The following is a 16,753-nucleotide window of genomic DNA, read 5'->3' on the forward strand; positions in this document are numbered from 1 at the left end:
CCTTCGAAAGGGGGAGGATTAATTCTAAACCCGCCGACAATATAATGTTTCCCATCATCAAATGCCGTTAATTACCGACCGTCGGCATCACCACGATTTCTACCCGCCGGCCGAGAGATTGCCGCGTTTCCACAGGCATGTCGGACAGTTGGGAAAAATAACTGTCGGCATAGCCATAGGGAATGATCTCATCGGTATATCCCGAACGGCGTATAGTGTTGGCGACGGAGACGGCGCGGGCCAGCGACAGCTCCCAGTTGGAACTGTAATCTCCGCCGACGGGAGGCAGAGAGTCCGTATGACCGTTGACGCCGACCTGATTGCCGATATTGCGCAGGACGCCGCCGAGATTAAACAAGGCTTCCCGCGCCCCTTCCGAAAGGACGGCGCGACCCGGCTGGAAAAGCATATCGCCGGGCAAAGCGATGATCAGACGATCTTCAAGAAGCATGATATGACTTTTACCGAGAAACGGATCGCCTATAACCGCTTCTTCAAGCACTCCGTCCAGATAATCCAGATTAATCGCCTGTTTGCGGAAAAGTTTGGCGATATTGAACTCGGCCGTAGCCGCCGCCATCGGCCCCGAACCCGAAGGATTGAGGGCCTGGGAGAGGGCATCGGTCAATGATTTCCATTTATCGGGGTTGACGTCGGACATAGAGAACAACATGACGAAAAAGGTCAGCATCAGGGACACCATGTCCGTGAAAATGTACATCCATGCCATGCTGCCGACCGGCGGCTGCAGATAATCGGCGGGTTTTATTTCCATAACCCTTCTCGGCCAACTTTCATCAGGTTGTTACGGTACGCTTTTTCCGCTCTCGCTCTTATTAACGGCGTCGTCCTTGCTTGGAGCCGCCGTTTTGAACTTCAGGCGCGTTTCCTCAATGCTTCGGGTATAGAACCAGATATTTATTTCATCAGGATCGCCGGCCTTGATGCCGATTGAAATGCTGTCGGGGGGAGCGCCGCGCGCCGATAACTCACGGGCGACGACGCCGGCGCGCGCCATTTCAAGGGTTTGTCCGATAGGAAGGCTTTTGTCGCCGACGTAGGGGCTGCCGATTACAAACTCCATATCATGACGGAGGCCCGGCGGTCGTTGATTCAGCGAGGCGACGATCCGATCCAGCAGCGGACTCTGCGCCGGTCTGATCTCGGCTTTGCTGTCAAAGAATACGGCGTCGGTCGGGATTTGAACGTGCATCAACTGTCCCGGCTGAACAATCGCCACCTTGGCGATGCGCAGGGAGGTTGCGAACAAGCCGGTGATTTCTTCCTGAAAAGCCTGGCCCGTCAGTCCGCCGCCTTCTTCCGACGGGGAAGCGGTAATCTCGGTCGCCGGCGGCACTATATTGGCGAAGGTCGCCGTAACGCTGCCGATGGCGGCCTTTTGCTTGCTTTCCTCAAACGTGGAGATGCTTATCAAAAGAAGGAAAAAGGAAAGAATGAGGAGGTAAAGAGACAGATAGAGAAAAACCACGCCTCTGCCGCCTTCGGAGGAGGATTGCGGAGGGGAAACAAAATCTTCCATATCGCGTTAGTCTGAATTTACAGGCGGCGCGCCCCGCGCCATTCAGAAATTACCCAGCACGCTGACAAGCTTTGATTTCAGGGTTTCCGCGTTGAACGGCTTGACGATGTAGTTGGAAACCCCGGCCTCTTTGGCGGCAATGACGTTTTCCGACTTGCTTTCAGCCGTGATCATGATGAAGGGAAGCGACTTCAGCTTCGGATTCGGATCGGCGCGAACCTCCCTGAGGAGCTGAATTCCCGTCATCGGCTCCATGTTCCAATCGGAAATTATCAATCCGAAGTTACCCTGACGCAGCTTTGCCAACGCCATGGAGCCGTCGGTCGCTTCGTCAACGTTATTGAATTTTAACTGACCGAGTAAGTTACGCAGGATTCTCAGCATGGTTTTATAGTCATCCACCACCAAGACATTCATATTCATATCGACTGCCATTTAACGCTCCATATTCGGCTCGTCCCCGACTTAAGCACAGAAACCACGTCCGAGCTTTAAGCCTAATTCCTAAAGAATTAGTTGATATTAGTTAGATCAAGGAAATTATATTAGCAACCGTTTTCAGATTACCCGCCCGCGCTTGGACCGGATTTTGGAAGGTTTCTCAAGCGCGACAGTTCAACGGTAATTTCCGTCGCCCGCGCCGGATTCATCTTGGACATGATCGGCGCCAGCTTGTTTTCCTTCATGCGTTCCGCCACCAGAAGAAGCGTGTCCATGTCCAGTTCCTGGAAAATAAGGGCGGCGTCCTTCGGTTTCATCGCCTCGTAAATTTTTACCAGACTGGCCACCTTGGCGTTTTGTTGCTCGTTATAAGTCTTGATGAGCTTGGAAATAGTGTCCTGGAACAGTTTGAGTTCCTCGACCTTCTTGTCGATTCGCGACTCTGCGGCTTTAAGCAACCCCTGGCGCTGACTGATCTCTGTTTCCCGCCGGTCCAGAAGTTCGCGGCGCTCGGCAAGCTTTTGCAGCAACTCGATCTCTGTCTGCGTCAGCAGCGTCGGGTCTTCCACGGCGGGGGAAGGCGCGGGCGGAGTCGCCTGACCGTCTTGTTTGGCCGGGGCGGCCGGGGCAGCAGGGGGAGCGGCCGGAGGAGCGGCGGCAGCCTGTTGGGCCTTGGCCTCGGATACGGATATCGAGCCGTTCAGAACGCCGTCAAACCCGTCCCAGATATCCCCGACCTTTACCGTAAGCATAAGGGCCGCCGCAAAAATGGTTATCGGCAGGAAGCGCACTCTGGAGAAAAAATTAATCATGGTTGCACCATCATCTCAACGCGCCGCCTGGAGCGCTTTCAGAAGTTCACGCTCCGCTTCGGATCGAAGCTTGGGAGCGTTGTTTTCTTTATCAATGCCGCTTTTTGTTTTTTTCTCTTTATTTTGCGGCGGGGATTCGGCGCCGAGGTGATATTCGGGAACCGGGCGAGGTCCGAATCCGCCTTCATTTCTGGCTTCGCGCACCATTTCCTCCAGCCGGTCGGCGGCGGAACCGCCCCGGTCGATAAGAAACACCAGATCGTCCCGTAACGCCTGGGCCTTGTCGATGCGGTCCTGTAGGCCTCCGGCGGTATTTTTTAATTTGCCGATGCTGTCTCCGGCCCGCTCCATGGCTTCGCCGAATAATTTGGCCAGTTTTTCCAATTCCATTTTTTCATTGCGGAAACGACTGAGCTTCCGATTAAGCACCATGGCGTAACAAATGGTGACGATCAGAAGAACGGCGAGAAATACATCAAGGGCCAACGAAAAAAGCATGATCAGTCACTCCTTCTTTCAATCAGGCGATTCTCTATGCGGATAGCCATGTGATCGCCTTTCCTGCCCATTTTGCCGGAGTACAGCGAAACATCGCCGCACCTTAAATCAACCAGAGAATCAGGCGTAGCATCAAACATTATCCGCGAGCCGACCTTGAGGTTAAAGACCTGGCTGAGACGCATGATCTGTTTGTCAAGCACCGCTTCCAGGGGAACATCGGTCAGCCACAATTCCTCGGCCAGATGGGTTTCCCAGATGGAGTCACGCCCGAACTTTTCGCCCATGAACATTTGCAGGAGCAGTTCGCGAACCGGCTCCAGCGTGGCGTAGGGCAGCAACATCTCCAGACGTCCGCCACGGTCTTCCATGTCGATTCGCAGGCGGACGACGATAGCGGCGTTGCTGGGCCTTGAAATCGTGGCGAAACGCGGGTTGGTTTCCAGCCTTTCAAAGCGGAAAGTCACCGGACTCAAAGGCTCAAAAGCGGCGCTGAGATCATTGAGCATCACATGGATCATGCGTTCCACCAGGCTTCGCTCGATGGTGGTGTAGGGTCGGCCTTCAATCCGCATTGCCGCCGTGCCGCGCCGGCCTCCCAGCAGGACATCGACAATCGAATAAATCAGCGATGAATCAACGGTGATCAAGCCGAAGTTATCCCATTCCTCGGCTTTGAAAACGCTCAGCATGGCAGGCAGCGGAATAGAGTTCAGATAATCGCCGAAACGTGTTGACGCGATGTTATCCAGCGACACTTCGACGTTGTCGGACGTAAAGTTGCGCAGGGAAGTAGACATAAGGCGGACCAGCCGGTCAAACACCACCTCCAGCATCGGCAACCGCTCGTAGGAAACAAGCGCGCTGCTGAGAATGGCCTGGATGCCGGATTCGCCGACGGTGTCGGTGCCTTCGTCATCAAAGCCGAGAAGGCTGTCGATTTCATCCTGGTTGAGAACGCGGGTTGACGTGGCGCCGCCGGCGGCGGGAGCGGCGGCGGCGCCGCCGCCGCCCATTGACGCTTCCCACTCGGCGGCAAGGGCATCTTGTTCGCTGCCGCTGCCGCCGCCGGCGGCGGGAGCGGGAGCGCCGCCGCCGAGCGAAGCTTCCCATTCGGCGGCCAGGGCGTCTTGGTCCTCATCAGCTTCGGCGGAAACAGTCATGGCGCATTGTCTCGTTGATTAAAAACCGGTTCAAGCATAATCCCCGCAATTTCCGGGGCTACTGGACAAGCATTTCCTTGAATAACACATCGTTGACCTTGGCCGGGGCCGCCGCCGCGCTGACTCTCATAAGCAGTTCCTCGCGTAACCGGTACATGCCTTCCGACCCCTTGAGATCCTCAACCCTCAGCTCCCGCAGGTAAACCTGAAAGTTATCAATAACCCTCGGCATTACTCCCTCGATTTTCGGTATATCTTCCGCTTTCTCCAGCTCCAGACTGATGCGAATTTTCAAAAAAACAGATTTGCGTCCGCCCGTATTGAGATTAACCAGAAGTTCCGGCAATTCATGAAAGACGGCGGTTGCCGGGGCCGCCTCTTCCCCGCCATCCGCTTTCTTATGGCCGCCGCCCGCCACCATTTCAATCAACGGGTCCATCAGGCCGGTAAAGTAAGCGGCGGCGGCTCCGCCGACCACCAGGAGCAAGGCGACGCCGATGAGGATAAGGAGTTTCTTTTTGCCGCCTTTAGCGCCGCCTTCGCCTTCTTCTCCTTCTTCGGCGGCCTCTCCTTCGCCGCCTTCCTCCTGTTCATCATCATCATCGGCCATTTTTCACGCACCCGTAATAACGACAGACCCAATTCAATCAGCGCCGAACAGGGACAATATAAATCTTTCAGGTTAATAAGTGGTTGAAATCCGCCCGACTCGAACGGCTCAGCCGATATTACCCCGCCGACCACTATACAGTAACACCAATCTTCAAGCGCTAGGATATGCGGGCAATAAGTGCCGGGCAACCCATACCCGACATCTTGGATAAAATTGCTGATTCTCCGCCAAAAAACCACATAACATATTGTTTCTAAAGGATTCATGCGCTTGGCATGAGGTATGCAAGCCTACCCGTCTAACAGCAAAAACTTAGTTTACGGGAATCTGGTAAAATGGAAAACACATCAAGGGTAGCTCTTTCCAGTCAAGACAGTCTGCGCCGGCAGTTGACCGTTGTCGCCAACAACATCGCCAACATGAACACCACCGGCTTCAAGGGCGAGAAAATGATGTTCGTCCAACATTTGGTGCAAAGCAAGGGCGGAGAAAAGATTTTCGGCGATAAAATCGCCTATGTCCGCGATGTCGCAACCGTGCGCGATCTGTCCGAAGGCCCCATACAGACGACCGGGAATCCGTTAGATGTCGCGATAAGCGGCGAGGGATTCTTCGTTGTCAAAACCGCAGATGGAGAACGCTACACCCGCAACGGCAATTTTAAACTAGACGATACGGGACAACTGGTTACGCAGCGAAATGACCCGGTTCTCTCGGATAGCGGACAGCCGTTTGTCTTCAGCGCCAGGGACACGGAAATCAACATCTCCAGGGACGGCGTCGTCTCCACGGAGAACGGCGAGCTGGGCCGGATGCGCGTCGTTCGTTTTGACAACGAGCAGCAGTTGCGCGCGACCTCGTCCGGTCTTTACTCCGCCGGCGGCGGCGCGCCTCAGAACGTCGCCAAACCGGACATCATGCAGACCATGATCGAAGGCTCCAACGTTCAGCCCATTATCGAAATCACCAGAATGATTGAACTGAACCGGGCCTACGGCGCGGCGCAAAAGTTCATCGACCGTGAAGATGAGCGCATCCAGAAGATGGTTCAGGAATTCGCCAGAGTGGCATAAGAAAAACAAGATTAAGACAAGAAAGGAACGGGAAAATGAGATCTTTAAGCGTAGCGGCAACGGGAATGCTTGCCCAGCAGCGTAACGTGGAAGTTATTTCCAACAACCTCGCCAACATGAATACTACGGCGTTCATGCGTCGCCGGACGGAATTTCATGACCTGTTGTATCAGAACCTGCGCCGCGTCGGCTCCACCTCATCGGATGCCGGCACAATCGTGCCCTCGGGCGTTCAGTTGGGATTGGGAGTCAAGCTGGCGGCGGTTTATCGCATCCATGAACAGGGAAATCTGAGCGCGACCGACAACACGTTCGACATGGCCGTTCAAGGCAAAGGCTTCTTTCAAATCCTGCTGCCCAGCGGCGAGACCGGTTACACGCGGGATGGAACTTTTCAGTTGGACGCCAGCGGAACAATCGTCACTCATGACGGCTACACCCTGCAACCGGGAATCACGGTGCCCAACAACGCCGTCGATGTGACCGTCAACAGCAGCGGCCAGGTCCTGGTCAAAGAACAAGGCAAGGTCAGCCTGAAGAACGTAGGGCAGATCCAGATCGCCGTATTTCCCAACGAAACCGGCCTCCAGGCCATGGGCGATAACCTGTATCAGGAAAGCCCCGCCTCGGGAAAACCGACCACGGGCAATCCCGGCGACACCGGATTCGGCTCCCTGCTTCAGGGGTTCCTGGAAACCTCGAACGTTAATGCCGTCGAGGAGATATCCAACCTGATTTCGGCGCAAAGAGCCTATGAAATGAATTCGAAAGTCATTCAGACCTCAGACGAAATGATGAGCACCCTGAATCAGATGAAATAAGGAGTCTGATCATGAAAATCAGCATCTTGTCCTTTGTTTTCGCCGCCGTATTGCTGGCGGCCCCGGAAGCCCTCGCCGCCAAGGAGTCAAAGACCGTCGCCGAAGACCTGCCGGAGAAGAGCAAACAGGTTCTGCTCCACGAATCGGTAATTGTCGCCGGCAGGATGGTGCGGCTCGGCGACTTTTTCGCCAATGCCGGAGAAAATGCCGATATCCCCGTGGCTTATTCGCCCGAACCCGGAAAGCGGGCCACTTTCGACGCCAACTGGCTGTTTCGCGTGGCGCAGGCTTACAAAGTAAACTGGCGGCCCTTGAGCGTTCACGAAAAGACCGTTGTCGAGCGCGAAAGCATCGTCATCAGGCGCGAGGAAATCGAAGACCATATTCTGGCCGCGCTCGTCGACAAAAACACAGGCGTAACCGCAGACATGGTCGTGGAAGTGAGCAATCGCACGTTACGCCTTTACGTCCCCGGCGACGCCGAAGCCACCTTGTCCGTTGACGACATCGAATACGACCGGCAGTCCAATCGCTTTACGCTCAACATTGCCGCCCCGGCCGGCGACCCCGCCGCCAAGAGCGTTCGGGTCACCGGGAAGGTGTTCAAGGTAAACGACGTGCCTGTCCTTACGCGGCGGGTGCTGACCGGCGAGGTTATCGCCCTGAAGGACATAGAATGGATCAAATCACGCGACGGGCGGTTGCAGAGCGACACCATTCTCAGCGCCGAGGGTCTTGTCGGCAAGGCCCCGGTAAGGAGTCTGCGCCCCGGCGCCCCGGTGCGCGCCTCGGATGTCCGCCGACCGATCATGGTCACCAGGGGCGGCTTGGTAACTATGGTGCTCCGCTTGCCGGATATGGTGCTGACCGCCCAGGGCAAGGCCATGGACGATGGCAGCGACGGCGACGCCGTTCGCGTCACCAACACCCAAAGCAACACCGTGGTCGAAGCGGTGGTGACCGGGGCCGGCACGGTGACGGTCAGGTCCACAAGCTCCGTGGCCATAAACTAGGAGACATGTCATGAACCGCAAAATAATTCGTCATACGCTTCGCCTCGCCGCGACGGCCATGATTGCGTCGGCTCTGGTCGGCTGCAATACGTTGTCCCGTCTCGCCGATGTCAACGGCGGCCCCAAGGTGAGCAATATCACCAATCCCACGGTGCGGCCGGGCTATCAACCGGTCAGCATGCCCATGCCCGCCCCGGCGGTCGTTGAGGAAAACCCGAACTCCCTGTGGCGCGCCGGCGCCAGGGCGTTCTTCAAGGACCATCGCGCCAAAGAGGTGGGGGACATCATAACCGTTTCGCTCTCCCTGTCTGATTCGGCAAAGCTCACCAACGTAACGACGGGCGTGCGCGAAGATACCCAGAATTCGGATCTGACCGCTTTCCTGGGCTGGGAGGCTGAACTCGCCAAGAAGCTCCCCCAGGCCATCAACACCGCAGCCGACATTGTCAACCTCGGCACCAAAGGCAATACCAGCGGCGACGGCGCGATTGATCGAAAAGAAGACATCGCCCTGACTTTTGCCGCCGTGGTCACCCAGGTCCTGCCTAACGGCGCCCTTGTCGTCTTCGGCCGTCAGGAGATCAAGGTAAACAGCGAGATGCGCGAGCTGATGCTCACCGGGGTGATCCGTCCCGAAGATATCGCTTACGACAACACCATTGCTCATACCAAGATTGCCGAGATGCGCGTTACTTACGGCGGTCGCGGATCGCTCAGCGATCTCCAGCAACCGCGCTGGGGCACACAGCTTCTGGACATCATCTTCCCGTTCTAAGTTCAGCGACATAAACTGATCTGGAACAAACTCCAAGGCCGATGCTGAAAAGCATCGGCCTTTTTTTTGGATTGTTGCGAAAACAAAAAAGCAAAATTATGCTTATTGTTAAAACGGCATACTTTATTATATAATATGCCATATATGTTGTTTTGGAGTTTCCGGCGATGCCGACAACAAAACGTATCATCGTTCCTTTCTCCGACGACGACCTTGGAATGATTGAAGCCTTTCGGCGCGCCAACGCCATTTCCACCCGAGCCGGAGCCATCCGCCGCCTGATTCGTGACGGGGCGCGGGGAGGCGGAGCCGCCAGCGGGCTGGCCGGAGTTATTCAGACTCTTAGAGATCATCGTCGGGAACTCTCTGAATTGGGCATTCGCCATGCCGCCGTGTTCGGTTCGGTGGCGCGAGGCGAGGCCGGGCTTGAGTCAGACGTTGATATTCTGATTGAATTTGACAAACGGCGCTTTCCCGACCTTTTCAGCTATGCCGGAATTTGTCGGCGCATCGGCGAAATAATGCCCGGCGCCGATGTGGTGGAGACGGGTTCATTGGCGGAAAGCATCCACAACCGGATTGTCGGCGAGGCCGTCCGTGCCTTCTGAACGCGCCCGTGAGTGGTTGGAGGATATTTCCCGAAACATCCGGCTTATCAAGGACTTCATCGAGGGTCTGGATCAGGCCGGGTTCGCGGCGGACGCCAAAACCCGCTATGCCGTCCTTCATGCCCTGCTGACCATATCGGAAGCTTCACGGCGACTGCCCGACAATATCAAGGGCCGACATCCTGACATCCCCTGGCGGGACATGGCCGATGCCGGTAACATCTATCGTCACGAATACCACAGCCTCAGCGTACCCATTGTTTGGAAGACGGCAAGTGAAAGCCTCGGCCCCATTAAGAAGGTAGTGGAAATGGAACTGGCGAACTCATAAATGGAGACCTCTCTCATGCGCGGCTATTTCGGCATCGGCGTCGAGCGAATATCCAAGGCCGGGAATGTCGGCGCCTTGTTCCGCACGGCCCACGCCTTCGGCGCCGGTTTCGTGTTTACCGTAGCCGCCGTCTATGCGCAAAGCGAGGGGGGCAAAGCCGACACCTCGGATGCGCCTGGGCATGTGCCGTTCTACAGTTTTCCCGATGCGGCCTCGCTGTTGCTGCCCAAGGGCTGTGCGCTGGTCGGCGTCGAGTTGCTGGATGAAGCCGTGGATTTGCCGAGCTTCCGCCATCCCCGATGCGCGGCGTATGTCATGGGACCGGAGCGGGCCTCGCTGTCGGCAGAGATGACGGCGCGCTGCGATCATGTGATCAGGATACCGACCCGCTTTTGCGTCAACGTCGGCATCGCCGGAGCCATCGTCATGTATGACCGGCTTTTAAGCATGGGCAGCTTCGCCCGGCGTCCGGAGCGGTCGGGCGGTCCCGTCGGGCCGGTAAAGGAACATGTCTTCGGACAGCCCGTTTTCCGCAAAAAATCCGTCCTCGGCGAGAACGCCGACAAGTTTCTCGACCGGCCGCCTCTGGACGATAGGGCGAGGGAGGATTAAAACACCGGCCTATGAGACATCTCTTTCCTATTATGCCCCTGGCTATTGCGCTCGGTCTTCCGGCGCCGGCTTTTGCCGAGCTTATCGATAACTTCGGCGACTGGAGCGCCTTCGTCGAAACCGAGGCCGCCGGCACTACATGCTTTATCGCCTCCGAGCCGAAAAAATCCAAGGGCGAGTACGCCAAGCGCGGAGATGTCAATTTTATGGTGACTCACCGCCCGGCGGAAAAATCCCTGAATGTGATCAGCTTTGATTCCGGCTACACCTACCAGAGCGGCAGCGAAGCCGTCGTAGCCGTCGGCAAAAGTGAATTTCGCCTGTTCACCGACGGCGGCGTCGCCTGGGCCTATGACGCCGAGGCCGACAAGGCGTTGGTCGGCGCAATGCGCGCCGGTTCCACGATGACCATCACCGGCACGTCGAATCGCGAAACCCTTACCGTCGATACTTACTCGCTGACCGGCTTTGCCGCCGCCTACGCGGCCGTCAACAAGGCCTGCGGGATTAAATAAGGGACGCCATGACCGGGGAACGAATCAGTCTTTTGGGCCTGAGCCGCGACCAACTGGCGGCGGCGCTGGCGGAAGCGGGCGAGAAGCCGTTTCGCGCCAAGCAGGTCTGGCACTGGATATATCACCACGGCGAGACCGATTTCGCCCGCATGACCACGCTGTCGAAAACGGCGCGCGGCAAGCTGGCCGAGATGTTCACCGTGGAGCGCCCGCAAACGGTTACCCGACAGAACTCGACCGACGGTTCGATCAAGTGGCTGCTCAGGTTCGCCGACGGCAACGAGGTCGAGACCGTATTTTTGCCGGAAGAGGATCGGGGCGCGTTGTGTATCTCCACCCAGGTCGGATGTACGTTGAGGTGCGCTTTCTGCCATACCGGCACCCAGCTTTTGGTCCGCGACCTGACAGCGGGAGAGATCGTCGCCCAGGTTATGGCGGCGCGGGACGCCATTAACGAGTGGCCTCGCGCCAAGAAGGACAGGCTGCTCACCAACATCGTGGTCATGGGCATGGGCGAGCCTCTGTTCAACTATGAGCAGGTGGCGAAAGCGCTGATGATCATCATGGACGGCGAGGGCCTTTCCATCTCCAAGCGGCGCATTACCCTGTCTACGTCGGGCGTGGTTCCCATGTTCCGCCGCCTCGGCGAGGAAACAGGGGTCAATCTGGCGGTCAGCCTGCACGCCCCCAACGACGAGCTGCGCAACAAACTGGTCCCCATCAACAAAAAGTATCCGCTCAAGGAACTTATCGAGGCATGCCGCGAATATCCCGGCGCTCACAACGCCCGGCGCATCACCATTGAATACATCATGTTGAAGGACGTCAACGACACCCCCGAACATGCCCGCGAACTGGTGCGTCTGGTCAAAGGCCTGCCGGTAAAGTTCAACCTGTTGCCTTTTAACGAGTGGCCGGGAGCGCCTTTTAAATGCTCGACGCCTGAAACGATAACAAGCTTCGCCGAATTCCTCAACAATGCCGGCTATTCGGCGCCGATAAGAAACCCTCGCGGCCGCGACATCATGGCCGCCTGCGGCCAGCTTCGCTCCGTCAGCCGACGCGAAAGATTGAGCCGACACAAGGCGCGCCTCGCCGCCGGCATAGAATAGAATTGCGGAATTAAGAAGAATTATACCAATGGCCGTAAAGAATGGCCCTGAAAAATCCTCCCCCTTGCTTCAAGGGGGAGTTAGGGGGTCGTTGCAGCAACCTCCCCTGCCCCTCCTTGGTAAGGAGGGGAAAGCGCGGGAGCCGGCGGTTGATCGGCCAGGCAAGGAAATCTTAATTTTTTGGCGTTAGGATGGTCGTTATGCTATCATATTGACCCATTGGTTCCCCTCGATTTCGGGACCGACCGGCAGAAGCCGGGTCGAAAGGAGGATTTGATGAAGAAAGTCTCCGTCGTTACCTTATCGCTTATGGTCGCCGCCTGCGGCGGCTCCTTGGATGTCGGCGATCTTAAAAACGTGAGCAATGGCGAGGCTCTGGGAGCCGGTTTGGGCGCTATTGTCGGCGGCGTCGCCGGGTATCATTTAGGCAACGGAGTAGGCCAAATGTTATTCACCGCAGCCGGCGTCATCGTCGGCGGCAGTAGCGGGTATCTTGTGGGCCGTCGCCTCGGACCCTCGGATCAGGCGCGCTATAACAACACCGCCAGGAACGCCCTGGCCACCGTTTCCGACGGACAGGCCATGAGCTGGAGTAATCCGAAAACCGGCAGCAGCGGCGTCTTCAGGCCGACCAGCACCTTCCGTCCGGGGAACGACTACGCCGTTTGCCGCGACTACCGCGCCGTAGTCTCCGTCGACAAGGAAATGCTGAGAAACGACGGGACGGCGTGCCAGCTCTCGGACGGACAGTGGGTGGCCTTCGAAAACGGGACGGGCTGACCCCCCCGTTACTCTTCTGTGGCAAGGAGGCGCCGACGTGCGCATCGGGCGCCTTATGAGCGGGTTCATCACCGTTTTGGCGGCCTCCTATTTCTTGATGGTCGCCGCTCTGTTCCTGTTCCAGCGCAGCCTTCTGTACTTTCCCGATACTTCGGTTCCGTCGCCGACGGCGAGCGGCGTTGCCGAAATGCGGCCGGCGATCTTGCGGACTGCGGACGGCATTGACCTTCGCTCCTGGTACAGGGCGGCGCCGCCGGGAAGACCGACGATAATTTTCTTTCACGGCAATGCCGGAAATATCGGGAGTCGCAGCGACAAGGCGCGCCCTTACCTGGACGCCGGGTACGGTCTGCTGTTGCTCGAATATCGAGGGTATGGCGGGAATACGGGAAAACCGACGGAAGAAGGCCTTTACGCCGACGGCCGCGCCGCCCTCGCTTTCCTTGCCGGCGAAGGCGTCAAGCCGGAATTAACGGTGCTTTACGGCGAATCTCTCGGCTCCGGCGTCGCCGTCAGGATGGCCGCCGAGATGGCGCAGGAAACTCCCGCCGCCGCGCTGGCGCTGGAGGCGCCGTTTACCTCCGTCACCGACGTTGCCGCCCATCACTATCCCTATGCTCCGGTTCGTCTGCTGAACAGGGACAAGTTTGATTCCGCATCCCGCATCGCCGGCGTCAGATGTCCGCTGTTAATCATCCATGGCGAAAATGACGGCACGGTCCCCGTAAAATTCGGACAAAAGCTTTTTGCTCTGGCGCAACAACCCAAGGAAAGCCGTTGGCTCGCCGGAGTCGGACACAATGAAATATACGACTTCGGCGGGGCCGACGCCGTGCTTGATTTTTTGAAACGCTCTAATCTTTAGAATCTTGTTGATAAATTTATTAACTCCTTGACTTTCCACGATTTTACTATAGCATGGACGTTGGGTAAGTGTAGGTGTGGATCATTCCGCCTTGCGCTTGCCCGGGCGTGGGTTTTGTTAGTATAAATCGAGGCGCGGATGAGTCAGGTTTCCAACTTATCGACAACATCGGTCGTGCCGGGGAATCGTGCGCCCACCGGGCTGAGTTCCATTGCCTCTTTCGAGCGTCATCCGATAGAAGGGATAAGCGGCGGAGTCGGCGTCAGTTTTAATGACGCCTCGTTCAGATTCGAGAATGAAAAACAAGATGTTGATGACCGCAAGGCGCGGTCGGGCGGCAACTATGCGGGCGGCAGGTTCAACGCTCCCAGCCAAACATTCGCCGCCATGTTCGAGGTCGGCGATGCCTTTAGTCATGGCACCGGTTATGCGGCGGCGGGCGGACGGGGGTTCGTCGGGCATATCGCCAAGGCCGTGCATGTCTACGAAACCACTTCCAGAGTCGTTCACGGCCACAACAACCCCCTCGGCGCGTCCCTGAGCATCAGCCTTTAATGCCGAGTGTGATGATGAGGGGATAGGGGGATAAAAGGGAGATGGAGGGATGAATATCCTCCTTTTCACGTCGGCGTCGTTTTTCATGTAATATCAGAGTGTGATGTGCGTCATTGTCGGATCGATGTAAATCGGGTTAGAATCGCACTATGACTATTTCAGGCATCATGTCCTCGGCGGTTTCCGCCCTCAATGCTGAAAGCAGCAAAGTTGCCGCGACCGCCGACAATATCGCCAATATGTCCACCGAGGGATATGCGGCCAAGGAAGTGCGCGCCACGACCCTGGTCACCAGGCAGACATCCGGCACGGCTTATGCTCCGGGAGGCGTCAACATCGCCGTGCATGAGACCGGACAAGTGGATATAGGAAATGAGTTCGTAAAGTTGATCCAAGCCAGGCTTGCCTACGGCTTTAACGCCCAGACGCTGAAGACCGGCGAAGAGATGGCGCGGTCATTGCTTGATGTCGTTGCCTAAAGCATCATGTCATCCGCCGTTGAATCCGTTTTTGATATCGCTTTCTGGTTTGTCGATACGGCGTTGAGCCAAAACGAATACCTTCAACCGCAAAAACTTCATCGATTGCTGTTCCTGTCACAGGCCTACTACTCGGTAGCGTTCGGCGGGCGGGCGCTGATGCCGGCCGTTTTCATCGCCGGAGACATGGGGCCGGTTGAACCCAATGTTTACCGGGCCTTCGCCAAAGGACGCCCGGATATCGACGCCGATTTATTCCTTTCGGAGGAAATCAAGTCGTTCCTTGAAAGCATCTGGCGGCGGTTCGGCAATCATACGCCTGATCGCCTTGCGACTTTGACCAAGGATACCTTGGCTTACAAGCAGGCCTTTAAAAAAGGCCCGCGAACGGAAATCCCCCTTCAGGCAATGCGCCATTCATTCGCCGTAGGCCGCGAGACGCCTTCCGTTGATCAGGTCGTCAAACCCAAGGTGATGCGCTCGCAAACCGGCGCATCGGTGACGGTTAAGGCCTGGAAACCCAAGGCGACCGCCGCCGAAAGCACCCCGCCGATGGCGACGGCCCGGCCTCCCGTGACAAAGCGGGGCCGCCCGTGGCCGCCGACGATTAAATAAGGCGCCGTTAATAATTCGGTAACGACCGGCGGGGTATCATTTCCTTCTTTACCGGAAGGATTGGGCGTCATGGTTGCTTTAGAAGAGGCAAAATTTTCTCAGGTTCTGGATACTCCGATTACATGGCTGGCCGTCGCTTATGTCGGCCTGACCATAATGGTCTTGTTCTGGGAAGACTTCACGGCGATTTCCGCCTGGATCATCTCATGAACGCCGCGAGAAAGATAAACAGGAGATGCGGCCATGTCTGACCGTGATCGCTTTGCGCTCATCCAGAAGCAATGCCGGCATATTTCCCGATGGATCGAAGAGGCGGAGAGAGCAACCGATATCGCCAAGGCGGAACGGCTCTACCTCAAGGCCAGAGAGCAGATATGCGCCGTCGCGGACGCCGTGAAATCCGGGCTGGCGCACATGGATATCCCCAAGGCCGCCTGATCAGCGCTCCGGGTACAGTTTCTTCAGTCCGGCTTTTGACGCTTCGCATACGCCGCGTTCGGTAATCAGTCCGCTTACCAGCCGGGCCGGGGTTACGTCAAAGGCGTAGTTGGCGACCGGACTGTTTCTTGGGGAAATAAGCACCTTTGTTATCTTGCCGTCTTCGCCCAGGCCGGACATGTGGGTGACTTCCTGCGGGCCGCGTTGCTCAATGGGGATTTCCCTGACGCCGTCACTGATGGTCCAATCGATGGTGGGGCCGGGCAAAGCGACGTAAAAGGGAACATTGTTATCCTTGGCGGCCAACGCCTTGAGATAAGTGCCGATCTTGTTGCAGACGTCTCCCGAGGCGGCAGCGCGGTCAACGCCGGTGATGCACAGATCGACCTCGCCGTGTTGCATCAGATGGCCGCCGACGTTATCGACGATCAGGGTGTGCGGCACGCCGTGCTTGTCCAGTTCCCAGCAGGTGAGACTTGCGCCCTGGTTGCGGGGGCGGGTTTCATCCACCCAGACATGGACCGGAATGCCGGCGTCATGCGACTTGTAGACAGGGGCCAGCGCCGTACCCCAATCAACGGCGGCCAGCCAGCCGGCGTTGCAGTGGGTAAGCACGTTGACGCGCTTCGGCTTGCCCTTGGCCTCCCAGGCCGCCTTGATCAGCGCCATGCCGAAATCGCCGATGGCCGAGCATATTTCCACGTCCTCGTCGGCGATCCCGGCGGCCCGTCGCCAAGCGGCGGCCCGGCGCTTGCCCTCGGCCAGGGGTTTCAGCAGGGAGCGCATATCGTCCAGCGCCCAACGCAGATTGACGGCGGTGGGGCGGGTCGCCAGCAATGTTTCATAGGCAACCGCAAGCCCCCGGTCGGAGGTGTCGTCTTTCATCGCCAGGGCCATGCCGTAGGCGGCGGCGGCGCCGATCAGCGGCGCTCCCCGCACCAGCATGTCGGCGATGGCCGTCGCCGCCTCCTTCATGGCATTAAGCCGCACGGTTGCGAATTCATGGGGCAGCCGCGTCTGGTCGATGATCTCCACCGTCTGCCCGTCCCCGACCGGCCATATGGTGCGATAATGTTTGCCGTTTACCTTCATCC

The 16,753-nt window shown here is 57.3% G+C and carries 23 protein-coding genes; 15 read left to right on the forward strand and 8 right to left on the reverse strand.

Annotated features, from left to right (window positions below; all coding sequences use genetic code 11):
* Positions 1–67 precede the first annotated feature (67 nt).
* The 7 genes from A3H92_12315 to A3H92_12345 all read right to left on the reverse strand — a co-directional run bounded on the left by A3H92_12315 (position 68) and on the right by A3H92_12345 (position 5,064).
* Positions 68–775, reverse strand: coding sequence for a hypothetical protein (locus A3H92_12315; GenBank protein ID OHC73327.1), 708 nt, complete (start codon positions 773–775; stop codon positions 68–70).
* Positions 776–805: 30 nt separating this feature from the next.
* Positions 806–1,540, reverse strand: coding sequence for a hypothetical protein (locus tag A3H92_12320; protein OHC73328.1), 735 nt, complete (start codon positions 1,538–1,540; stop codon positions 806–808).
* Between the two features lie 42 nt (positions 1,541–1,582).
* Positions 1,583–1,975 (reverse strand): two-component system response regulator, encoded by a 393-nt coding sequence (locus tag A3H92_12325; GenBank protein ID OHC73329.1) that lies wholly within the window; start codon positions 1,973–1,975, stop codon positions 1,583–1,585.
* 128 nt (positions 1,976–2,103) lie between these two features.
* Positions 2,104–2,793, reverse strand: a complete 690-nt coding sequence (locus tag A3H92_12330; protein OHC73330.1) for a hypothetical protein — start codon at positions 2,791–2,793, stop codon at positions 2,104–2,106.
* Positions 2,794–2,808: 15 nt separating this feature from the next.
* A complete protein-coding gene (locus A3H92_12335) occupies positions 2,809–3,297 on the reverse strand; it encodes a hypothetical protein (protein OHC73331.1) in 489 nt (162 codons plus the stop codon).
* Positions 3,294–4,454, reverse strand: a complete 1,161-nt coding sequence (locus tag A3H92_12340) for a flagellar motor switch protein FliM (GenBank protein ID OHC73332.1) — start codon at positions 4,452–4,454, stop codon at positions 3,294–3,296. Before A3H92_12340 ends, A3H92_12335 begins: the two co-directional genes overlap by 4 nt.
* A gap of 58 nt (positions 4,455–4,512) precedes the next feature.
* Positions 4,513–5,064, reverse strand: coding sequence for a flagellar basal body protein FliL (locus A3H92_12345; GenBank protein OHC73333.1), 552 nt, complete (start codon positions 5,062–5,064; stop codon positions 4,513–4,515).
* A gap of 338 nt (positions 5,065–5,402) precedes the next feature.
* Here A3H92_12345 and A3H92_12350 point away from each other — a divergent pair, with 338 nt between their 5' ends.
* The 15 genes from A3H92_12350 to A3H92_12420 all read left to right on the forward strand — a co-directional run bounded on the left by A3H92_12350 (position 5,403) and on the right by A3H92_12420 (position 15,659).
* Entirely contained in the window at positions 5,403–6,140 is a 738-nt protein-coding gene (locus A3H92_12350) for a flagellar basal-body rod protein FlgF (protein OHC73334.1), read from the forward strand.
* Between the two features lie 35 nt (positions 6,141–6,175).
* Entirely contained in the window at positions 6,176–6,961 is a 786-nt protein-coding gene (locus A3H92_12355; GenBank protein ID OHC73335.1) for a flagellar basal-body rod protein FlgG, read from the forward strand.
* Between the two features lie 11 nt (positions 6,962–6,972).
* The gene (locus tag A3H92_12360) at positions 6,973–7,974 is read left to right on the forward strand and encodes a flagella basal body P-ring formation protein FlgA (GenBank protein OHC73336.1); all 1,002 of its coding nucleotides are present in this window, start codon (positions 6,973–6,975) and stop codon (positions 7,972–7,974) included.
* Positions 7,975–7,984: 10 nt separating this feature from the next.
* The gene (locus tag A3H92_12365) at positions 7,985–8,749 is read left to right on the forward strand and encodes a flagellar basal body L-ring protein (GenBank protein ID OHC73337.1); all 765 of its coding nucleotides are present in this window, start codon (positions 7,985–7,987) and stop codon (positions 8,747–8,749) included.
* A gap of 320 nt (positions 8,750–9,069) precedes the next feature.
* The gene (locus tag A3H92_12370) at positions 9,070–9,357 is read left to right on the forward strand and encodes a hypothetical protein (protein ID OHC73385.1); all 288 of its coding nucleotides are present in this window, start codon (positions 9,070–9,072) and stop codon (positions 9,355–9,357) included.
* Complete coding sequence (locus tag A3H92_12375; GenBank protein OHC73338.1) at positions 9,347–9,688, forward strand: hypothetical protein; 342 nt, start codon at positions 9,347–9,349, stop codon at positions 9,686–9,688. Before A3H92_12370 ends, A3H92_12375 begins: the two co-directional genes overlap by 11 nt.
* Positions 9,689–10,300, forward strand: a complete 612-nt coding sequence (locus A3H92_12380; protein ID OHC73339.1) for an rRNA methyltransferase — start codon at positions 9,689–9,691, stop codon at positions 10,298–10,300.
* An 11-nt stretch (positions 10,301–10,311) separates the two neighbouring features.
* Positions 10,312–10,815 carry a hypothetical protein gene (locus A3H92_12385; protein OHC73340.1) on the forward strand — a complete coding sequence of 168 codons (504 nt, stop codon included), beginning with the start codon at positions 10,312–10,314 and terminating at the stop codon, positions 10,813–10,815.
* Between the two features lie 8 nt (positions 10,816–10,823).
* Entirely contained in the window at positions 10,824–11,927 is a 1,104-nt protein-coding gene (locus A3H92_12390; GenBank protein ID OHC73341.1) for a 23S rRNA (adenine(2503)-C(2))-methyltransferase, read from the forward strand.
* A 219-nt stretch (positions 11,928–12,146) separates the two neighbouring features.
* Positions 12,147–12,707 (forward strand): hypothetical protein, encoded by a 561-nt coding sequence (locus A3H92_12395; protein OHC73342.1) that lies wholly within the window; start codon positions 12,147–12,149, stop codon positions 12,705–12,707.
* A gap of 55 nt (positions 12,708–12,762) precedes the next feature.
* The gene (locus tag A3H92_12400; protein ID OHC73343.1) at positions 12,763–13,572 is read left to right on the forward strand and encodes a hypothetical protein; all 810 of its coding nucleotides are present in this window, start codon (positions 12,763–12,765) and stop codon (positions 13,570–13,572) included.
* Between the two features lie 138 nt (positions 13,573–13,710).
* A complete protein-coding gene (locus A3H92_12405; protein OHC73344.1) occupies positions 13,711–14,127 on the forward strand; it encodes a hypothetical protein in 417 nt (138 codons plus the stop codon).
* Between the two features lie 149 nt (positions 14,128–14,276).
* Entirely contained in the window at positions 14,277–14,606 is a 330-nt protein-coding gene (locus A3H92_12410; protein ID OHC73345.1) for a hypothetical protein, read from the forward strand.
* Positions 14,607–14,612: 6 nt separating this feature from the next.
* Entirely contained in the window at positions 14,613–15,221 is a 609-nt protein-coding gene (locus A3H92_12415) for a hypothetical protein (GenBank protein ID OHC73346.1), read from the forward strand.
* 243 nt (positions 15,222–15,464) lie between these two features.
* Complete coding sequence (locus A3H92_12420; protein OHC73347.1) at positions 15,465–15,659, forward strand: hypothetical protein; 195 nt, start codon at positions 15,465–15,467, stop codon at positions 15,657–15,659.
* Here A3H92_12420 and A3H92_12425 read toward each other — a convergent pair whose 3' ends face one another.
* A complete protein-coding gene (locus A3H92_12425) occupies positions 15,660–16,751 on the reverse strand; it encodes an S-methyl-5-thioribose-1-phosphate isomerase (protein OHC73348.1) in 1,092 nt (363 codons plus the stop codon). It abuts the gene before it with no gap.
* Positions 16,752–16,753 lie beyond the last annotated feature (2 nt).

The sequence above is a fragment of the Rhodospirillales bacterium RIFCSPLOWO2_02_FULL_58_16 genome, assembly GCA_001830425.1.
Lineage (GTDB): Bacteria > Pseudomonadota > Alphaproteobacteria > Rhodospirillales > 2-02-FULL-58-16 > 2-02-FULL-58-16.